General features: G+C 64.4%; 20 protein-coding genes. 5 read left to right on the top strand and 15 right to left on the bottom strand.

The window, feature by feature from the left end:
- Positions 1-140: 140 nt before the first annotated feature.
- From EP237_RS03795 to EP237_RS03750, 10 genes are all read right to left on the bottom strand, one after another.
- Positions 141-1,118 (bottom strand): nuclear transport factor 2 family protein, encoded by a 978-nt coding sequence (locus EP237_RS03795; RefSeq protein ID WP_127558268.1) that lies wholly within the window; start codon positions 1,116-1,118, stop codon positions 141-143.
- Positions 1,115-2,134: a LacI family DNA-binding transcriptional regulator gene (locus EP237_RS03790; RefSeq protein WP_127558266.1), complete on the bottom strand. Its 1,020-nt coding sequence runs from the start codon at positions 2,132-2,134 to the stop codon at positions 1,115-1,117. The genes EP237_RS03795 and EP237_RS03790 overlap by 4 nt, the downstream gene beginning before the upstream one ends.
- A complete protein-coding gene (locus EP237_RS03785; RefSeq protein ID WP_127558264.1) occupies positions 2,134-2,898 on the bottom strand; it encodes an SDR family NAD(P)-dependent oxidoreductase in 765 nt (254 codons plus the stop codon). The genes EP237_RS03790 and EP237_RS03785 overlap by 1 nt, the downstream gene beginning before the upstream one ends.
- The gene (locus EP237_RS03780) at positions 2,895-3,938 is read right to left on the bottom strand and encodes an ester cyclase (RefSeq protein ID WP_127558262.1); all 1,044 of its coding nucleotides are present in this window, start codon (positions 3,936-3,938) and stop codon (positions 2,895-2,897) included. The genes EP237_RS03785 and EP237_RS03780 overlap by 4 nt, the downstream gene beginning before the upstream one ends.
- A gap of 132 nt (positions 3,939-4,070) precedes the next feature.
- Positions 4,071-5,399, bottom strand: coding sequence for a histidinol dehydrogenase (hisD, locus tag EP237_RS03775; protein ID WP_127558260.1), 1,329 nt, complete (start codon positions 5,397-5,399; stop codon positions 4,071-4,073).
- Positions 5,400-5,418: 19 nt separating this feature from the next.
- Entirely contained in the window at positions 5,419-6,936 is a 1,518-nt protein-coding gene (locus tag EP237_RS03770) for a GMC family oxidoreductase (RefSeq protein ID WP_127558258.1), read from the bottom strand.
- A gap of 40 nt (positions 6,937-6,976) precedes the next feature.
- A complete protein-coding gene (locus EP237_RS03765) occupies positions 6,977-7,858 on the bottom strand; it encodes a carbohydrate ABC transporter permease (RefSeq protein WP_127558256.1) in 882 nt (293 codons plus the stop codon).
- A complete protein-coding gene (locus tag EP237_RS03760) occupies positions 7,858-8,883 on the bottom strand; it encodes a carbohydrate ABC transporter permease (RefSeq protein WP_127558254.1) in 1,026 nt (341 codons plus the stop codon). Before EP237_RS03760 ends, EP237_RS03765 begins: the two co-directional genes overlap by 1 nt.
- Positions 8,884-8,948: 65 nt before the next feature.
- Positions 8,949-10,178, bottom strand: coding sequence for an ABC transporter substrate-binding protein (locus EP237_RS03755; protein ID WP_127558252.1), 1,230 nt, complete (start codon positions 10,176-10,178; stop codon positions 8,949-8,951).
- Positions 10,179-10,271: 93 nt separating this feature from the next.
- Positions 10,272-11,321, bottom strand: a complete 1,050-nt coding sequence (locus EP237_RS03750; RefSeq protein ID WP_127558250.1) for an ABC transporter ATP-binding protein — start codon at positions 11,319-11,321, stop codon at positions 10,272-10,274.
- A gap of 160 nt (positions 11,322-11,481) precedes the next feature.
- On the opposite strand from EP237_RS03750, the gene EP237_RS03745 reads away from it, so the two are divergent.
- Positions 11,482-12,477 carry a nuclear transport factor 2 family protein gene (locus EP237_RS03745; protein WP_127558249.1) on the top strand — a complete coding sequence of 332 codons (996 nt, stop codon included), beginning with the start codon at positions 11,482-11,484 and terminating at the stop codon, positions 12,475-12,477.
- A gap of 255 nt (positions 12,478-12,732) precedes the next feature.
- Positions 12,733-14,424 carry an acyl-CoA dehydrogenase family protein gene (locus tag EP237_RS03740; RefSeq protein ID WP_127558247.1) on the top strand — a complete coding sequence of 564 codons (1,692 nt, stop codon included), beginning with the start codon at positions 12,733-12,735 and terminating at the stop codon, positions 14,422-14,424.
- Between the two features lie 65 nt (positions 14,425-14,489).
- On the opposite strand, the gene EP237_RS03735 is transcribed toward EP237_RS03740, so the two are convergent.
- Both EP237_RS03735 and EP237_RS03730 read right to left on the bottom strand, forming a co-directional pair.
- Positions 14,490-15,461 carry an SLAC1 anion channel family protein gene (locus EP237_RS03735; RefSeq protein ID WP_127558245.1) on the bottom strand — a complete coding sequence of 324 codons (972 nt, stop codon included), beginning with the start codon at positions 15,459-15,461 and terminating at the stop codon, positions 14,490-14,492.
- A 161-nt stretch (positions 15,462-15,622) separates the two neighbouring features.
- The gene (locus tag EP237_RS03730; RefSeq protein ID WP_127558243.1) at positions 15,623-15,886 is read right to left on the bottom strand and encodes a glucose-6-phosphate isomerase; all 264 of its coding nucleotides are present in this window, start codon (positions 15,884-15,886) and stop codon (positions 15,623-15,625) included.
- Positions 15,887-16,018: 132 nt separating this feature from the next.
- Here EP237_RS03730 and EP237_RS03725 point away from each other — a divergent pair, with 132 nt between their 5' ends.
- Positions 16,019-16,414 carry an META domain-containing protein gene (locus EP237_RS03725; RefSeq protein WP_127558241.1) on the top strand — a complete coding sequence of 132 codons (396 nt, stop codon included), beginning with the start codon at positions 16,019-16,021 and terminating at the stop codon, positions 16,412-16,414.
- A 64-nt stretch (positions 16,415-16,478) separates the two neighbouring features.
- On the top strand, positions 16,479-17,501 hold the full coding sequence (locus tag EP237_RS03720) for an NAD-dependent epimerase/dehydratase family protein (protein ID WP_127558239.1): 1,023 nt from the start codon (positions 16,479-16,481) through the stop codon (positions 17,499-17,501).
- Here EP237_RS03720 and recO read toward each other — a convergent pair.
- Positions 17,486-18,217 carry a DNA repair protein RecO gene (recO, locus tag EP237_RS03715; protein WP_127558236.1) on the bottom strand — a complete coding sequence of 244 codons (732 nt, stop codon included), beginning with the start codon at positions 18,215-18,217 and terminating at the stop codon, positions 17,486-17,488. The two genes, EP237_RS03720 and recO, sit on opposite strands and share 16 nt — an antisense overlap.
- 163 nt (positions 18,218-18,380) lie before the next feature.
- Positions 18,381-18,707, bottom strand: coding sequence for a DUF1491 family protein (locus EP237_RS03710; protein ID WP_127558234.1), 327 nt, complete (start codon positions 18,705-18,707; stop codon positions 18,381-18,383).
- An 81-nt stretch (positions 18,708-18,788) separates the two neighbouring features.
- Between EP237_RS03710 and EP237_RS23045 the strand changes: the two genes are divergently transcribed.
- Complete coding sequence (locus EP237_RS23045; RefSeq protein ID WP_164744611.1) at positions 18,789-18,965, top strand: hypothetical protein; 177 nt, start codon at positions 18,789-18,791, stop codon at positions 18,963-18,965.
- A 6-nt stretch (positions 18,966-18,971) separates the two neighbouring features.
- On the opposite strand, the gene era is transcribed toward EP237_RS23045, so the two are convergent.
- A complete protein-coding gene (gene era, locus EP237_RS03705; RefSeq protein ID WP_127558232.1) occupies positions 18,972-19,877 on the bottom strand; it encodes a GTPase Era in 906 nt (301 codons plus the stop codon).
- Positions 19,878-19,891: the final 14 nt, after the last annotated feature.

Raw genomic sequence — 19,891 nt, 5'->3', positions numbered from 1 at the left:
TTGTTATCCTTTTTGAAACTGCGGGTTGGGTGAGGGCGCGGGTCAGCCCGTTCCCGGTGGCCGCAGGTTCAGACGCCTTGCGCGGCGGCTGGCGAGAAAGCCGTGACGGCGCGTGAGCGCCAGAGTGGGGCGCAGCCTTGTCATTCGGCAGCCCCGGTGTGCAGCAGGATCTGTTTCCAGATTGCGGTTTCGTCGAACAGCGTCCACTCGCGGCGAATGCCGTAGGGGCCAAACTCCGCATGGCTGATACCGAGCAGGTAGATCTCGGCCCCTGTCGGCTTGCCGAACGCGCCCCAGCCCTCGTGACGCCCATGCAGCGACCAGCGGATCGCGGCGCGGGGTGGCATCAGGGGATCGTCGCGGCCGATCTGGTGGTCGATGGTGAACTTGGCATTGGGCAGCGCCGCGCGCAGCCCCATCCAGAAGCCATCGGCCGACGCCCAGGAATGCCCGGTGACGCCGCCGGGATATTCCGTCTGCACCGCGCGGTCATAGTCGCGCGGGATCGCGGCCATGTCGGCCCCCATGATCCGGGTCAGGATGTCGGCGTATTTCTGGCCCCATTCGTTGTCATTGCCCCGGCCCGCATAGGGGCCCGCCACGTCATTGGCGGGGCAAAGCGGGCGCACGGCTTTTTCCGGCCCGCCCTCGGACCTGATCAACGCACGGGCGTATTTCCTGGGCGTCCAGCCCATCTGACGGACAATCGCGCCCTGGTCGCGGATCAGCCATTCGTCGTTGATCTGGTTCGCAATCGCGTGGCAGTCGGCGATGATCCGATAGGTCAGCTTGGTGCCCGTGGCCTTGCCGTAGACGCCATCCCTGGCATGAGTCGCGGTCGAGAGGATCCGATGCGAGGACAGCATCCCCTCCTCCGGTGTGCCGGACCAGATCACGTCCTCGCCCAGCAACTGTCGGTCGGGAAATTCCGCCAGCGTCGCCATGGTCGCGCCGATGACGCCCTGGTTGCCGATCACGACCGAACCGGGACTGCGCACCACGATATCGGGGGCGTAGTAGTCATGCAGCGTGGCGATGCCACGCTCTTCCCAGATCTCGCGCGTGATGCCGAGAATGTAATCGGGAAAATCGCGAAACTTTGGGTCGAAGCCGTTCATTCTGTCCATCCTTCGGGAATGCGAGCCGAGCCACGCACGATCAGGGGGCCGTCAATGGCGACGCGGCGGGCGGGCATGTTGGGTGTGTCGATCCGGGCCAGCATGGTGCGGACGGTTTCCTCCACCATCCGGTTGGCGGGCTGGCGCAGGGTCGTGAGGTTGTAGCTGGGCCAGGAGGAGATGATGACATCGTCATAGCCGACGACCGAAACATCGTCGGGGATGCTGAGGCCAAGCTCGAAACGCAGCACATCCATCACCGCGAAGGCCATGTGATCGTTGGAGACGAAGACCGCATCGGGGCGATCATCGGTGTCGAATAGCTGGCGCGCGGCGGCCTGCGCCTGATCGGTGTGGAAATTGCCCTCGGCCCGGGAATGGAGCGTCAGGCCTGCAGCGGCCAGCCCCTCAAGAAAGCCCTTTTCACGGTCGCGTTGCGTCGAGGCCCCTTCCCATCCCGCGATATGGGCGATCCTGCGATGTCCGCCCGCGACAAGGAACTCCGCCAGCTTGCGCCCGCCCGCCACGTTGTTGGAGGCAACGCCGGACAGCGTCTCGTCATCCTGCAGGCGGTTGAACAGCACCACGGGCACGCCCGCCGCCTCACATCGTTGCGTCAGGTCGGAGGACATGGCGACCGAGGCGAGGATGATGCCGTCGACCTGATAGTCGAGGATCTCGTCCATCACAGCCTCGATATTGTCCGACGTGTTCGACGCCATGAAGATCAGCACGTGATAGCCCTGCGCCTGAAGCGCATTGGACAGCTTTTCCAGCACTTCCGGGTAGAAGTGGTTTTCCAGATAGGCCACCACCAGCCCGATGATGCGGCTACGCCCGGTGATCATGGCGCGGGCGAGGATGTTGGGCCGGTAGCCCAGTTCATGCGCGGCCTTGCGCACCTTGTCGGCGGTCTTGGCAGAGACCGATGCGCCGGGGGTGAAGACGCGGGACACAGCGCTTTGACTGACCCCTGCCTTTTCGGCAACCTGAAGGGATGTGACTTTCTCTGCCATCAGTCCGCCGTCCACCCCCCATCGACCAAGAGCGACGTGCCCGTGACCAGCGCCGAGGCGTCGGAGGCCAGGAACACCACCGCGCCCATGATGTCCTCGACCTCGCCGGGGCGGCCAAGCTTGATCTTTTCCCTGATCCAGGCGGCGCGTTCGGGGTTGTCGAAGGTCACTTGCGTCAGTGGCGTCAGGATGAAGGTGGGACAGATCGTGTTGACGCGGATCTGGCGCGGCCCCCATTCGATGGCCATCGACTTGGTGAAGCCCTCGACCGCATGTTTGCTGGCACAATAGACCGCGCGGTCGATGCCCCCCACATGCGCCATCTGGCTGGAAATGTTGATCAGCGATCCGGGTCGCCCGCTGGTGATCAGCCGCTCGGCCACGGCGCGGGTCAGGAAATAGGCCCCGCGCAGATTGAGCCCCATGGCCAGGTCGAAATCGCCCTCTGTCGTATCAAGGGCCGGGGAATGGCGCGCGACCCCTGCCGAGTTGACCAGCACGTCGAAGGGCTCTGCCCGCGCAATGGCGTCCTCGGTCGCGGCCACGTCGGAGACGTCGAGCGCCAGCATCTCGGCGCTCATGCCCTCGGCCTCGATCTCCTCAACCACCGCAGCCAGTTTGTCGGCAGATCGCGCCGCCAGAACCACATGCGCCCCGGCCTCGGCCAGCGCCACCGCCGCCGCCAGCCCGATGCCCGAGGAGGCCCCGGTGACCAGTGCGCGCTTGCCATCGAGGCGGAAAGAGGGGGTGCGGGGCAGGGTCATGCGTCTCTCCAATCCGGTTCGGGGATTGCACCGGGGGCACGGGCCTTGTTGAATTCCCGCATCCGCCCCAGCACATCGACCCCAAGCTGCCGGTAGGCGTCGAGAATGTCCACAAGGACCCAGTTTTCACGGATGAGCCCGCCCTCCAGCCGCCAGAAATCGAGGCTGCGCAGCAGGATTTCCGTGTCAGAGGGCGCGATCCCCATCCAGCCGTCGCCCGACAGCGTCAGCCGCATATTGGGCCAGCCGGTTTCGCAGACATAGTCGCCTTCACCGATCCAGTGGGACATGAGATCGCCCATGGCATCGAGCTTGCGGTCGGGCATGCCGCGCAGGAACGGGCCCTGATGCCAGGTGCGGAAGCCCGAGATGCCGCGCGCGGTGCCGATCCCGGTGGGGCCGTACCAGGTCATCTTCGGGTGCCAGTAGCGGTCGAGCTGCATGATGGCGGGATCGGGATTGCCGGGGAATTTGCACAGGTCCGTCAGCATGGCGATGACATGATCCAGCGCCGCCTGCCCGTCCCCTTGGACGGTCAGCCCGTCACCCGACATGGGCGCAGGCGTGCAGAGAAACGCGCCAAGCTGCGGCGCCATGGGCCAGGCGTTTGCCTGCATCATCAGTTCGGGAATGTCCCAGATCGCCTGGATCTCGGTGATCTGGCCGTCCTCCAGCCGGAAGAACTCGTGATAGCGCATATGGGCCAGGTGGCCGGCAGGCGGGATATCGAGGAAAGGCGCACGGAATGTGCCCATGTAATTGCCCATGCAGCCGGCCCAGTCCTGCCCCTCGGGCGTGGTGCCTGCCATCACGATCATGTCGCGGCGTTCGAGGTCGGGCATGGCCGCAAGAAGCGGCGCATAGGCGGTGTCATAGAGTGCCTGAGCGCCTGACAGGTCACCGAACGGGTGGCACAACCGGGCAGTCACGTCCGGCGCGATCTCGGCCAGCGCCTGCCGCACCGGAGCCTCTGCGAAATCGGCCATGGCCGCCCGAAGTGGGGCAATCGCGGCTTTGATGCTGGCGCTGCGGTCAGTCATGATGCTCTCGTCCGATACGGGCGGTGGATGGCCCTTCGAAGGGCCATGAAAGACGCGATTTGCAAATCGCGTGGGAAGCGGTTTCGAAACCGCTTGCCGAAGGCGCTTCGAAGCGCCTTGCCCCCGCTCCGCTCATTCCGCGGCCTCACGGTGGGGGGCGCCTTCGCCATAAGGCACATTGACCCCGCCATAGCGGCGCACACGGATGTTGCATTGCTCGGCATGGCCCACGAAGCCCTCCAGCATGCACAGGCGCGAGCCATATTCACCGATCATGGTCGCGGCCTCATCGGTCAGCACCTTCTGGTAGCTGTGGGTTTTCAGGAACTTGCCGACCCAGAGCCCGCCCGTATAGCGCCCCGCCTTCTTGGTGGGCAGCGTGTGGTTGGTGCCGATCACCTTGTCGCCATTGGCCACATTGGTCCGCGCCCCAAGGAACAGCGCGCCATAGCAGGTCATGTTTTCCAGGAACCAGTCATCGCGGTCGGTCATCACCTGCACATGTTCCGACGCGATGTCATCGGCCACGGCCAGCATCTCGTCATAGCTGTCGCACAGGATCACCTCGCCATACTCCTCCCAGCTGGTGCGGGCGGTGTCAGCGGTTGGCAGGATGGTCAGGATGCGGTCGATCTCGGACAGGGTCTCCTCGGCCAGTTTCCGTGAGTTCGTCACCAGCACGGCGGGAGAGTTGTAGCCGTGTTCGGCCTGGCCAAGGAGATCGGTGGCGCAGAGCTCGCCATCCACGGTGTCGTCGGCGATCACCATGGTCTCGGTCGGGCCCGCGAAGAGGTCGATGCCGACGCGCCCGTATAGCTGGCGCTTTGCCTCTGCCACGAAGGCATTGCCGGGTCCGACCAGCATGTGCACGGGCTCGATCGTCTCGGTGCCAATGGCCATGGCCCCCACGGCCTGGATGCCGCCAAGCACGTAGATTTCATGCGCACCGCCAAGATGCATCGCCGCGATCACGGCGGGGTTGGGCTTGCCCTGCCAGGGGGGCGTGCAGGCCACGATGCGCGGCACGCCCGCGACCGAGGCCGTCGCCACAGACATATGGGCCGAGGCCACCATCGGGAACTTGCCACCCGGCACGTAGCAACCCACGGATTGCACGGGGATGTTCTTGTGGCCCAAAATGACGCCCGGCAGGGTTTCTACCTCGATATCGAGCATCGAGTCGCGCTGCGCCTGCGCAAACTTGACCACCTGTTCCTGGGCGAATTTGATATCGGCCAGTTCGCGGTCGGACAGCTCGGCCATCAGCGCCGCGATGTCTGCCTCGGACAGGCGGTAGCTGGCGGGGGAATAGCCGTCGAATTTCTCCGACAGCTCGCGCACCGCCGCGTCACCGCGCGCCTCGATATCGGAAAGCGTCGCCTCCACCACCGCGCGGGTCTTCGCGTCGTCTTCTGCGCGTTCGTCGGCCGGTTTGCCGCGTTTGAGATACTCGATCGTCATCTATGGTGTCCTTCTCTTGTCACGCGTCCGCTGCGATCATCCGACCGGCGCGGTGGCCGATCATCATCGAGGGCGCATTGGTATTGGCGGAGGTCACGGCGGGCATGATGCTGGCATCGGCCACCCACAGCCCCTCGACCCCGCGGAATTTCAGGCGCGGTGTGACCGGCGCCCCGCCATCGGTCCCCATGCGCAGGGTGCCGACAGGGTGGTAGGCGGTGCCGCAGCGGTCCCGGATATAGCTGCGCGCCTCATCCTCCGTGGTCACGGCGGCGGAGGGGAACGCCTCGCGCGCTTTCATGGGGCCGAAATCGGTGGCCTCCATCAGCGCCCGCAGGCGCAGCCAGCCCTTGGTGAGCGTGTCGAGGTCGGAGGGGTCGTTGAACAGGCCGAAGTCGATCTCGATCCCCGCTTTGCCAAGCTTGAGCCGCCCGCGCGATTTGGGACGGCACAGGGTCGCGTCGGCAAAATAGCCCCGCCCGCGAATGTAGCGTTCGCCCTGCCAGCCGATGAGGAAGGGGATGAAGTGGCTTTGAATGTCGGGCGGGCCGTCACCACCATCAGCGGTGAAGAAGGCCCCGCCTTCTACCGTGGGCGAGGCGAAGATGCCCTTGCCTTGCACCAGCCAGCGGAGCGGAGCGGCGGCCCAACGATGGGCCAGCGACAGATCCAGCCCATAGCCCGAACCGCTCCCCTGGTAGTGGATGCCCGCGCCGGGATGATCGTGCAGGTTTGCGCCGACCTCTTCCCGGTCCAGAACCACGTCGCGGCCCGCCGCGCGCAGATCGCCCGCCGGGCCGATGCCGGAGTTTAGCAGGATCTCCGTCGAGCCAAAGGAGCCGGAGGAAAGCACGATGCCGCGCGTAGCCTCGACGCTGCCGCCATCGGTGAAATGGACGGTACGCGCCCGGTCGCCAGCGAGGGCGATGCGCGCAACCTGGCGGCCCGTCACCACCTCGATCCCGCGTGCCATGGCAGGGCGCAGGAAGGCATCTGCCGCCGACCAGCGGCGACCGCCCCGCATGTTGTAGCGGAAGACCCCGGCGCTTTCGCGTTCCGGGCTGGGGCTTTGCAGCGGATCGTTGGCGCGGAACATCGTGGACAGCGCCTCTGTCACCGGGTGGGGCGTGGCGAGCCGGTCGGGCGTCAGGCGTGCCTCGACCTCTTCGAAGGCGGGTTCGACATCGGCCCAGTCCCAGCCGGGCACGCTCCAGTGGTCGAAATCATCGGCGCGTCCTCGGAACCAGACCATGGAATTGATCGAGCCGGAGCCCCCGAGCATCCGCCCGCGCGGGATATTGAGCTGCCGCCCATTCAGGTTGGCCTGAGGGGTGGAGGTGAAGCGCCAGTCCCGGTGTTTGGATCCCATGAGCCAGACCAGCCCGAAGGGCATCTTGACCAGCGGAGTGCGATCCGACGGTCCGGCCTCGATCACCAGAACGGACCCGGCCTCCCGCTCCGCAAGACCCGCCGCGACGGCGCAGCCGGCAGAGCCTGCCCCTATCACCACGAAATCATACCGTGACGCGCCTGTCATTACGCGGCCCCGAATCCGGGGGTATCTCGGGCAACAGCGCTCATCCCTTCACCGCCCCGGCGGTCAGGCCGCTGACGATCTGGCGCTGGAAGAACATCACCAGCACGAAGAGCGGCGCGGTGGCCGAGACCACGGCGGCGACAGCGAACATCACATTGCCCTCAGTCTGGGTCGTGCCGAGGAAGGCCGCGATTTCCGGCACCATGGTGCGGTTCGATTCAGACAGCAGCATCGAGGTGACGGCGAAGTCGTTATAAGCCAGAAGGAAGCTGAACAGCCCGGTTGTGATGACGCCCGGCCACATCACCGGCACGATCACCAGCCGGAAGGCCTGGAACTGGGTGCAGCCATCGACCTTGGCGCTTTCGTCCAGTTCCTTGGGGATGTTCTGAAAGAACGAATGCAGCATCCACAGGGTGAAGGGCTGGTTGATCGCCACCAGAACGATGATCGTTGTGGGCAGGATCCCCCAGACGTTCCACTCGAAGAACGGCAGCAGGTAGCCCGAGACCAGCGTGATCGGCGGCATGGCCCGGAAGATGAGCGCGGTGATCAGCAGCCAAAAGGTATAGCGATAGCCCGAGCGCGACAGCGCGTAGCCGCCGAGCGTGCCGATGGTCAGCGAGGTGCAGACCACGAAGAAACACACGATAAACGTGTTGATGACCGAGCGCCAGAACTCCTCTTGCACCCAGGCCCCTTCATAGCCCGCCCCGGTAAAGGGGCTGCCATGGGTGCGTTCGGTATTCGCGCCGGTCAGCGCATTGGTCCAGTCCGCGATGGAGAAGAAGTCAAGCTCCACCTTGAAGGACCCCCAGAGCGTCCAGATGAAGGGGAACGCAGCCAGGATCAGCCAGAAGATGATGAAGCCCTTGGTCAGGACACGCAGCGACAGGGGCGCGCGGAGTGCGGAAGAAGCCATTACATTTTCCCCTTGAAGTCGCGCCAGGTGCGCACCAGGACGGGCGACAGCAGGATCGCCACACCGAGGATGGTCAGAACCGAGGTGGCCGCCGCGGCAGACAGCTGCCGGGTTTCGCCGCCCATGTCGTTGAAGATGATCCAGCTCAGGCTGGTGGCGTGCGCCGAGGCGTTGAAGCCCACGATCGGCTCGAACACGCGGAAATTGTCCATCAGCTGAATGAGCGCCACGAAGGTCACCAGCGGCATCAGATGCGGCACCACGATGTAGCGGACCTGCTGCCAGCGGGTGGCGCCGTCGATCTGAGATGCCTCGATCTGATCTTCAGGCAGCGTTTGCAGCCCGGCATAGAAGACGACGAAGGCGAAGGGCGCGGAGTGCCAGACCCCGTAGACGATCAGCGCGATCCACATCAGCGGCGTGGAGGCTTTCACCGACAGGTCGGGGTCATTGACCAGCCAGGACAGGAAATTGCCAAGAACGCCGCGATTGTCGATCATCCAGAACATGATGAGCGAGCCCACAAGCGGCGTCACGATCATCGGCAGAAGCGAGAAGAAGATCACGACCCCCTTGAGCTTCTGGGTCAGCGTGTTGACCGCCAAAGCGATGGCCATGCCGAGGATGATCAGAAGCGGTGTGACCGTGAAGGTATAGGTCAGGGTAAAACCGATGGCCCGGTAGAAGGGCAGATCCCCCAGTTCCGAGAAGAAGGCCCCGATGCTATCGGACGTGCGCCAGGCCTCTGCCACTTCGGCAACGGCGAGGTGGCCACGGTCCAGGTAGATATCCAGCCCGACGAAGCGGCCAAGGGGTCGCGCCTCGCGCAACTCGCGCGTTGCTTCCTGGTCGATGGTGGTTTCCTCGGTGCAGCTGAAGGGCGTGCAGGTTTCCACGGTGATCAGCACCGGTTCGTGCTGTGCCGTAACGGATTGAATGACGACCGACACGATGGGCGCTGCAATGAAGAGCAGCATCGCCAGCCCCGTGGGCAGGAAGAACCAGAAGAAGGTGCGATGTTTCATGGGTCTTTCCGTGCTCGGTCAGAAAAGGGGATGGGGCGGAGGATCTCCCCCGCCCCAACGGGGATTTACTGCAGGTAACCCTGTTCGCGGGCGGCGGCGCGATAGGCGGCCTCCACGTCGGCCAGGGCCTGTTCCGCGCTTTCATTGCCTTGCATGAAGTCGGTCAGCTCGGCACCCAGCGCGGTGTGCATCAGGCCCATGTAGGGCAGCATCGGATAGGGCACCGATCCCATTTCCGCGGCAGCGAAGACACCAACGGCCGCCGGGGTCGGCTCATAGCCGGGGATCAGCCACACCGCCTGGGTGCGGATGTCCTCGTCTTGCATCATCTCGGGGCGGATGCCGTTCATCATGGCGATGAAGGTGGCCTCAGCCTCTTCGTCCGAGATGTTGCTGGCCACGGTCCAGCCGTCCCACCAGAGCGTGGTGGCCGGAATGTCGCCGCCGCCCACGGTCATCGGACCGGCAATGGCGAAGCCGTCAACCACTTCCTGCGGCACGCCATCGGCGGTCACGAGCGTCGCGGCGCGGCTGCCCCACATGTTCATCAGCGCCACGTTGCCAGCACGGAACTCGGCGTTGGTGGCGTTGGAATCATGGGTCAGGAAGTCGGGGTTCATGTATTCCGACAGGGCGCGCATCATTTCCAGCGCCTGAACACCGGCCTCGGAATTCACGGTCGGTTCGGCGGTGCCGGGCTCGAAGAACTGACCGCCGTAACCGATGAACATGTTGTTGAATTCCTGCGCCAGATTCCAGCCCGCCGCATAGGCACCGCCCACGGGGTTTTCCATGAGGCCCGCCTCGCGGATCGCCTCGGCAGCGGCCAGCATCTCCTCGTAGGTGGTGGGAACGTCGAGGCCGAGCTGGTCGAGAACGTCAGAGCGATAGACCAGGTGCTGCGCGTTCGCCATGAAGGCCACGGCCATGACCTGCCCGTTGATGGTGATCAGCTGGTTGCGGTTCAGGCCCTCGCCATGCGCCTCGACCAGATCATCCAGCGGGCGGATCACATCGGCATTCATCAGCGCCACGATGGACGAGTTCGCGATGATGGCCGAGGTGTATTCCGCCGGGTTGCCCGACATCCCGGCCACGTTGATCTGCTGGTGATCGGCGGTCAGGTTGGTGGACACTTCCGCGCCGGTGCATTCCTGCGCGCCTGCGCCCACGGTCTGGATCGCGGGGAATTCGTTGCCGACGATGGAAACGCGCGCGCTGATTTCGCAGGACAGCGCGGTTGTGGCCGAAAGTACGGCGAGCGCACCTGCGGTTGTAAGTGTCTTGAGATACATTGGGATCCTCCCGTTGGTGAACTTGGGTGCATCTTGCAAGCCTGCACCCCTAAGATGTCCCGGACATGGGGTCCGGGGGCTTCAGTCTCGGGGTCAGTCCCCGATGCGGGCCCCTGTCTTCGTATCGAACAGGTGGCAGTGATCCGCGGGGACTTCGATCGACACGGTGTCGTCGATTTCCGCACGGAAACTCTTGTCGGCCTTGGCACTGACCAGCGCGCCGCCGATCTTCAGGCTGACCATGGTGGCCTCGCCCAGAAGCTCCAGCGTGTAGATGGGCGCGGTGATCTGGCCGCCCTCGGCGACGACCGTCGCGTCTTCGGCCCGGAAGCCGAGCGTCACGGGGCCGTCCGGTGCATCCAGCCCGTGGATCGTGGTGTGGGGGGCCGTGAAAGTGCCGCCCTTCAAGTCCCCCTCTACGAGGTTCATCGCCGGGTTACCGATGAAGCTGGCCACGAAGGTATTGGCGGGCCTGTCGTAGATCTCGGTCGGCGTGCCCAGTTGCTGCACGACGCCGTGGTTCATGACCACAACGCGATCGGCCAGCGTCATCGCCTCGATCTGGTCATGGGTCACATAGACGGTGGTCACCTTCAGCTCATGGCTGAGGTTCTTGATCTGCGCCCGCGTGGACACGCGCAGCTTGGCGTCGAGGTTCGACAGCGGCTCGTCCATCAGGAAGACCTGCGGCTGGCGCACGATGGCGCGGGCAAGGGCCACGCGCTGACGCTGGCCGCCTGACAGTTCGGCGGGCTTGCGGTGCAGGAAGGGCTCCAGTTCCACCATGGCGGCGGCCTTCATGACCTTCTCGTCATGGGTCGCCGGGTCCACTTTGCGCACTTTCAGCGGGAAGCGGATGTTTTCGTAGACGTTCATGTTGGGGTAGAGCCCGTAGCTCTGGAACACCATGGCGACGTCACGATCCTTGGGTTCAAGGTTGTTCACGACGGTGCCGCCGACGATGATCTCACCCTCGGTCGGATCCTCCAGCCCCGCTATCATGCGCATCGTGGTGGTCTTGCCGCAGCCCGAGGGGCCAAGGAGAACAAGAAACTCCTCGTCCGCGATGGTCAGGTCGAAGCTGTCGACACCGACGAAATTTCCCCAACGCTTGGAGATATTGCGCAACTGGATTTCGGCCATCGGGCTCCCCGCAGGTGTTTTGCATACGTTTGCACAAAGGCTAGACAAGACTGCGGCAAGTTGGCAAGAATTTTTTGCAAACGTATGCAAAATAGCTCTGGAAACACCGTGCAGACTGGCCCAGACTGCCCGGCAAATGCTTGAAAAACAGGCGGAGACAATGATGAGCTTCCAACAGGAAAAAGACCTGGTCCGCAACTTCTACACGGCGCTCGATGCGGCGGGGCCTGACGAATCGTCCGCCGTTTTGGCGCGGTTCTGCGGGCCTGACCTGATCTGGCGCGGGATGCATCCCTTCGACATCCTGACCGGACCCGAGGAGGTGGCAAACCGGTTCTGGGCACCGTTGAAGACGTCGCTGACGCGGTTGCAGCGGCGCATGGACGTTTTCATGGCCGGGCACAATTCGCTGACGGCTGACGGCGCGGTCTGGGTATCCTCGATGGGTCACCTGATGGGGCTGTTTGATGCGCCCTGGCTCGGCATCCCCTGCACCCGCAAGATCGCCATGCTGCGCTATGCGGCGTTCCACCGGGTGGAAAACGGCAAGATCGCGGAAACCGCCATGTTCTTCGACATTCCGGCGCTGATGATGCAGGCAGGGCTACAGCCCTTTCCGGCGCAAACCGGCGCACAGCTGGTCCAGCCCGGCCCCCTGCCCCATGACGCGCTGATGTTCGACCCGCAACCGCCCGAGGATGGCGCGAAAACGCTGGCCACGATCAACGCGATGATCTCCGACCTCGGGCAATGGCAATCCGGCCTGCCGCTGGAGGAGGAACTGGCGCGCACATGGAACGATGACATGATCTGGTGGGGCCCCGCCGGGATCGGCGCGACCTACACGATCGAGCGCTATGCCAAGCAGCATTCCGGTCCCTTCCGGGCAGGGTTCGCGGATCGAAGCGGCACCGGCCATATCTGTCGCTTCGCCGAAGGCCACTATGGCGGCTTCTTCGGCTGGCCCAATTTCACCGCCCGGCCCACGGGCGGCTTCATGGGCATGCCAGCCACGGGCAAAAGCGGCGAATTCCGCGTGGTCGATATCTACCGCCGACGGGGCGACAAACTGGCCGAGAACTGGGTGTTCATCGACCTGCTGCATTTCTGGAAGACGCAGGGGCTGGATGTGCTGGGGCGGACGGTGGGGCTCTGACACTCTGTACACTTTGCCCCTGCCACAGCGCAGAAAGGCCGCCCACGGGTCTACGCTGATGGGCGGATAAAGGCCCTTCCATATGCACGGGGGGTGTACGGGGGGTGCACAGGGGGTGCACGCATGGCACCCCCCCCGGAGTCCGCGTTAGGCTTGCGACATAAATTGTCCAGAAAATAATCCCGGACGAATTATTCTTGCGCTGCACCTGCAAAATGAATATCACGCTTGCAGCAAAAAGACCGGAGAGATTCCATGCCGCATGACGGAGCGCCCATGCCCACAGATTCGCCCGAGGCCATCCTGCTGCCCGACCTGCTCACTCTGACCGCTGCCGCCATCGCGCCGGTCGAAACCCTGCTGGACATCGCGACCACCAGACTGCGCGAGAAGGTCAGCCATGACGGGCGTGTCTCTGGCAAGAAACTTGAGGAAAATCAGGTTGCTGCCCATGGTCTGGCCTGGCTTGCCACCTATGTGGAGGCGCTGCGGCAGATGCAGGGCTGGGCCGAGCGGCTAACCGCTGACGGCAAATTCGGCGAGACCGAGGCGCTGCTGCACCAGATCGCCTTTGGCGAATATCTCTGGCAAATCTATGGCGGCATCCCTATGAGCCAGGGCGAAATGCTGCGACCGCAAGATATCGGCCTCACCCAGGACGACCAGCGCGCCCTGATGACGCCCGAGATCATGACCCTGACCCAATCCGGCAACACCCAAGGCGCCCGCACGAAACTCGTTGAAATCATGCAGGAAATTGCGGGTTCCAACGGCGTCGGCGTCACCGGTCTGGACGACGAACTGGAAATGATCCGCGACCAGTTTTCCCGCTACGCCCGCGAACGCGTGGAACCCAATGCCCATGACTGGCACCTCAAGGATGAGCTCATCCCGATGGAGATCATCGAGGAACTGGCGGAGATGGGTGTCTTCGGCCTGACCATCCCCGAGGAATACGGTGGCTTCGGCCTGTCCAAGGCTTCCATGGTCGTGGTCTCCGAAGAACTGTCGCGCGGCTATATCGGGGTCGGCTCCCTCGGCACCCGGTCCGAAATCGCGGCAGAACTCATCCTCTGTGGCGGCACGGAAGAGCAGAAAAATCAATGGCTTCCCAAGATCGCCAGCGGGGAAATCCTGCCTACGGCGGTGTTCACCGAACCCAATACCGGCTCCGACCTCGGCAGCCTGCGCACCCGCGCGGTCAAGACTGATGACGGTTGGGAGGTGACCGGCAACAAGACCTGGATCACCCACGCCGCGCGCACCCATGTGATGACGCTTCTGGCCCGCACCGACCCCGAGACGACCGATCACCGGGGCCTCAGCATGTTCCTGGCCGAAAAGACCCCGGGTACCGATGAAAACCCCTTCCCGACCCCGGGCATGACCGGCGGCGAGATCGAGGTTCTGGGCTATCGCGGCATGAAGGAATACGAGCTCGGCTTTGACGGCTTCAAGGTGAAGGAAGACAACCTTTTGGGCGGCCAGACCGGGCAAGGATTCAAGCAGCTCATGCAGACGTTTGAATCCGCCCGCATCCAGACCGCCGCTCGCGCTGTCGGCGTGGCGCAGGCTGCGCTTGATGTGGCCATGCAATATGCGACCGACCGCAAGCAGTTTGGCAAATCGCTGATCGCGTTTCCCCGCGTCTCCGGCAAGCTGGCCATGATGGCGGTGGAGATCATGATCGCCCGCCAGCTGACCTATTATTCCGCCTGGCAGAAAGACCACGACAAGCGTTGTGATCTGGAGGCCGGGATGGCCAAACTGCTCGGCGCCCGCGTGGCCTGGGCCGCGGCCGATAACGGGCTGCAGATCCATGGCGGCAACGGTTTTGCGCTGGAATACAAGATTTCCCGCATCCTGTGCGACGCCCGCATTCTCAACATTTTCGAGGGCGCTGCCGAAATTCAGGCGCAGGTGATTGCCCGCAGGCTTCTGGGCTGATCCTCACCCGATCCGCTCAAACACGGCCCGCCCCACACCCGGCGGGCCGTTTTCGTTTTGGCGGATCATTCCGGCTGGCAGATCTCGCCCGCCGTGATCGCCCTGATCGTGCGCAAGACCAGCCCGGCAATGATCACCACCAGCACCGCCAGAAGCACGGTTCCGATGGTCTTGTGCGCCGCAGACCCTGCCGCGCCCGCATAGACAAAACTGGCGATGGTGACGGCGGCAAAGGGGAAGCTCAGCGCCCAGAAGGACAGGGCGAAGGGCAGGCGGATGATACGGGGCAGCTGCATGGCAACCAGCAGCGTGAAAAAATAGGCCGCATTGAGCAGGATCAGCGCGAAGGGCCCGGTGTCCCCCGTCAGTCTCACCCAGGCCATGAAGGCTACGGCGGGCGGCGCGATCAGGATCACCAGCGTCGGCTGCAACCGGCCCGGCAGCGGATCGTGGAACACCAGCCGGTTGATGACCAGCGTCAGCAGCACGATCCAGAAGATCAGCCCGACCGACATGAAGTACCAGCTAAGGTCCGCATAGCCCAGTTGCACCCCTGCAATCGGCACGATCACATTGCCCACGGCGGGGATGAACCACGCGGGCGACAGTTGCCCATGCATGAAGGATCGCGTCCCGATCCAGCCGGATACCACGGCCAGCGTCAGCACCGCCTGCAAGGCCGCGCCAGCGAGCCACAGAACTTCGGCCAGCGCCTCCGACCGGCTGACCGATGCCGTGGCCAGCAACAGCAGAGAGATCGAGATCGCCGGGAAGAAGGCCAGCTTCACCGGGTGATTCCATTCCGCCCGCACCGCACCGCCGTGCCGCATCGCCTTGGCCGCGTAGAACATGGCGATGATCACGAACACCGCGATGGTCCCGAAATAGGCGATGTCAGAGGCCAGCGAGGACAGCCCATAGGCCGTTTCCGCCGCATGCAGCGCCAATGTCAGACCGGACAGTCCCATGACGATGGCGAAAAAGGTGACGTGGAAATGCTCCAGCCGGGTGGCGGAGGGCGCGGTGGCATCGGACATGGGGTGGGCTCCTGCGGGCAATGTTGTCTACGTCAATTACATCGGAGCCATGGCGCAGGCCTTGACCCAAGTCAACCGCCGCACAGCGCGCCTGCACAATGCAATTCGGCGCCGCCCGAATGGCAGGGGCGGCGCCGATCGTTGTTCATAAGCCTTGCAAATCAGCAGCGGCGGACATCCACCCGGCCATCGGCCCGTTTGTAGGCGCATTGGCCGGTCTGGTTGTTGCGGGCAACTTCCGCGCCGATGGCAGCACCTGCCAGCGAAAGACCGACGGTCCAGCCGGTATTCGCGTCCAGCAGTTCCGCCATGGCAAAACCGCCAAGCGCACCAAGCGCCGCGCCGCCGTAAATCTGTTCTTCGGGGGTGCAGGCAGCACCAGCCAGCAGCGCAACAACTGCGGTAATGGTCAAATACTTCCGCATGAGAAATCTCCTTCCCAGGTTAGGCATTGCCTATCGAATGCCTAACAGAGACTATCAGCCTCACGAAATCCTGTCTTGATCTGGCGCAAACCCCGGTCAATCTGGCGAGGACCTGCCGAAAGCCCCGATCGCATGAACCCCGTCCTGCGCAAACCCTTGCCCCTGCTTTTCTTTTTGCTGGCCGTTGCGGGCTGCCTGAGGGATGAGAGCGTGACGCGCTACGCAGCCGGGATCTGGGAACTGGAGACGGACGAGGCGGTGCGGATCACTCTCGACCTGACGGCCCGCGGTCAGATCTCGGGCCATGGACCGTGCAACAGCTATTCTGCCCCGCAGACCGCCCCCTACCCCTGGTTCGAACCCGGCCCCATGGTCAGCACCCGCGCCATCTGCCCCGATCTGGCAGCCGAGCAGAGGTTTCTTGCGGCGCTGTCTGGCATGACCCTGGCCGAAGTGTCGGGCCCCGTTCTGATCCTGTCCAACGACGCGGGCGACACGCTGGAGTTTCGATTGATCACGCCGGATTGAATACGCGGCCTTGACCTGCGCAGCGCCACACCGATGCTAGGGGCGAAATCGAAAGGGAAACCACATGCCTACAGTTCTGGTCACCGGCGCATCGGGCTATATCGCCAAGCACATCGTTCTGCGCCTGCTGCGGGCCGGGTATCACGTGCGCGGCTCCGTCCGGGACGCGGCGAAGGGGCAGGCCCTGCGCGACGCGATCACCCCGCTTCTGCCGGATGGCCAGGCCGGGACCCATCTGTCCACCGTCACGCTCGACCTGCTACGAGATGATGGCTGGACCGAGGCCGCAACCGGGACCGACGCGATCCTGCACACGGCCTCTCCCTTCCCCATGGTCCAGCCCAAGGACCCGCAAGAGCTGATCACCCCGGCGGTCGAAGGTGCGAGGCGGGCGATCCGTGCCGCGCGAGATGCGGGTGTGAACCGGGTGATCCTGACCTCCTCGGTTGCGGCGGTGTCGGGCTGTGACCTGCCGCCGGGCCGCGCCACCTATGACGAGCGCGACTGGTCCGATCCCGCATATCCGGGTATCACGCCCTATTCCGTTTCCAAGACGCTCGCCGAAAAAGCCGCATGGGACATGGTGGCCTCTGACGCTCCTGGAATCGGGCTGACCACCATCAATCCGGGCTTCGTGGTCGGCGCGCCGCTTGATGGCCATTACGGCACCTCGCTGGCCGTGGTCGAGCGCCTCCTGTTGGCGCGGGATCCGATGCTGCCCTATTTCGGCTTCACCACGGTTGATGTGGGCGACATTGCCGAAATGCATCTGCGTGCCTTGCAGCGCGACGAGACCATCGGGCAACGGCTGATCGGGGTTGCCGGTTTCCTCTGGTTCACGGAAATGGCCGAGCATCTGGCCCGCACGTTCCCGGACCGAAAGATCGTGACCCGCCGCGCGCCGAATGTCGTCGTCCGTTTCCTCGGACTGTTCGACCCGGCGATCCGATCCATCGTGCCTTCGCTCGGGGTCCGCACCGATGTCGATGCCAGCCGCGCGCGGGACATGTTGGGCATGACTTTCCGCGATCCCCGCGACAGCCTGTCTGACACCGCCCAATGGCTTATGGATCAGGGCCGCGTCTGACCCCGCGCCAGCCGGTCCACGAGGCGTTGCCGCGCGGCCGGCAGCGGCTTTTCGCCAAGCGCCTTGGCCAGATGCCCGGACAGGAAATGCCCGGTGACGGACAGACCACCCAGCACATCCTCTGCCCCCGCATCCGTGCGTCCCAACAGGCTGGCAGGCAAGGGCAACAGCCGGTCGGCCCAATTCCCCGCCCCGGTCCGGGTCACGGCGCGGCCGGTGCGCGGCGAGATATAGGCGAGATCGTCATTCTTGCCGGTGACCGCGCAAGCGCTGAGGTCGAGCCCGAAGCCCATTTCATCGAGCAGCGCCAGTTCCCATCTCAGATAGGCATAGCCCCATTGCTCGGCGCCGAGCGCGTCTAGCAGGGCGATGGACCTGGCATACAGCTCCGGGTGCGGCTCCCGTTCCGGCAGGCAAAAGGTCAGAAGACTGCAAACGGCGGTCAGCCCCGCCAAGGCCAGCGGATCGCCCATGACCTCGGCCGCCCGCCCGTGCAGGGGTTCGACCGTATAGGCCCCCAGATGATCCTCCAGCCGCGCCCGCCAGGCCACGTCCAACTGCGCGCCGGGTTGCAGAACGGGTGCCATCCGACGCCCTGCGCCCCCGCGCACAACGCCCGCATGCCGCCCGCGGGACGGGGTGAACACCTCTATGATTGCGGCGCTCTCGCCATGCTTGCGCACCGCCAGAAGAACGCCCTCGTCGCGCCAATCCATGGGGCCGATCCTATCGGGCTGGCGGATTTGTCCAAGCGCTAAATGCGGCAGACCCGGTGCCGCCACCTGTCCAAAGGCAATGCGGGCCGACGAGGCCTCCGGCGCAGGCCCAGGGGGTGAGGAGGCACGCTCTCGGGTCCACGCCGCGAGGCGACGACGCCGCTCAGGTCAGGCCCGGCTCGTCCAGCAGATGCCGCCCGGCCCTGTCTTCCAGCTCGATCACCCACAGATCCGGGTCCATGTCCCGCTGCCGCCGGATCGAGCCATCCACCTCGGCCTCATCCCCCTCGTTCAGAACGATCCAGGCCCGCTCGCCGGTCATCAGGTCGAAACTGCGCTGGAAAAGCCGCGCCTTTCCGTCCAGCGTCGCCAGTTTCACCAGCACCGCGCCACCGGTATCGTCCCCATGGGCCACCACATAGGCGGGAATATCGGCAAGTCGCAGCCGCGTCAGATAGGCCTTGACCCAGAATTCCGTCGTCAATCGCATCTTTCTGCGCCTCGCTTTGAACCGAACCGGGCGCCACGCCGACCCATGCTCATGTAACTGTTACAGGGAAGGTCCAGTCCAATGAATTTCACTTTGTCCAAGCGCTCCTGGGGATTGCTGGCTGCAATGTTTCTGCTCAACCTCGCTGTCATGTCCGGTGCGATCACGGGCATCATTCCCGATCTGCTGCGCATGCTGGCTGCCGTCGGGGCCCTCATTTCCATCGGCGTGGACTGGCGGCAATCGCGGCTCGGCTGATCCCGCTCAGTTCCCGTCGCGGAAATCCAGCCCCATTTCCGAGTATCGTTCCGCCTCGTCCAGCCAGCCGGGGCGGACCTTGACCTGCAGGAAAAGGTGCACCTTGCGGCCGAGGAATTCCTCCAGCTCCGCCCGTGCAGCCTGACTAACGGCCTTGATCGTCTCGCCCTTCTTGCCCAGAAGGATGCCCTTGTGCCCGTCTCGGGCCACGTAAATCACCTGGTCGATCCGCGCGGACCCGTCCTTGCGTTCCTCCCAGTTTTCCGTTTCCACGGTCAGCTGGTAGGGCAGTTCCTGGTGCAACCTCAGCGTCAGTTTCTCGCGGGTCATTTCCGCCGCGATCATCCGCATCGGCAAGTCGGCGATCTGATCCTCGGGGTAGAGCCAGGGGCCTTCGGGCAGGTTCTCGGCCAGCCAGCCACGCAGGTCATCCACGCCATAGCCCTTCTCTGCGGAAATCAGGAAGGTCTTCTCGAACGGGTAGGCCGCGTTCAGTTTCTCGGTCAGCGCCAGCAGCACCTCGGCCTTCACCCGGTCGATCTTGTTGATCGCCAGCGCCACCCGGCGCCCCCCGGCGCGTTCGCTCAGCCCGTCGAGGATGGCCTGCGCACCATGGGTCAGCCCGCGATGCGCCTCGATCAGCAGCACCACCAGATCGGCATCCGCCGCCCCGGTCCAGGCCGCCGCCACCATGGCGCGGTCCAGCCTGCGGCGCGGACGGAAGAGCCCCGGCGTGTCCACAAAGACGATCTGGCTGTCACCTTCCAAAGCCACACCCCGGATGCGCGCCCGCGTGGTCTGCACCTTATGCGTCACGATCGAGACCTTGGCCCCGACCATCCGGTTCAGAAGGGTCGACTTGCCCGCATTGGGTTCCCCGATCAGGGCAACGAAGCCCGCGCGTGTGGTCATGATCTCATGTGTCC

It is taken from the genome of Nioella ostreopsis (genome assembly GCF_004000255.1).
Lineage (GTDB): Bacteria > Pseudomonadota > Alphaproteobacteria > Rhodobacterales > Rhodobacteraceae > Nioella > Nioella ostreopsis.
Note: the sequence above shows the minus strand (reverse complement) of the source record. Positions and strands in the feature narration are given on the sequence as shown.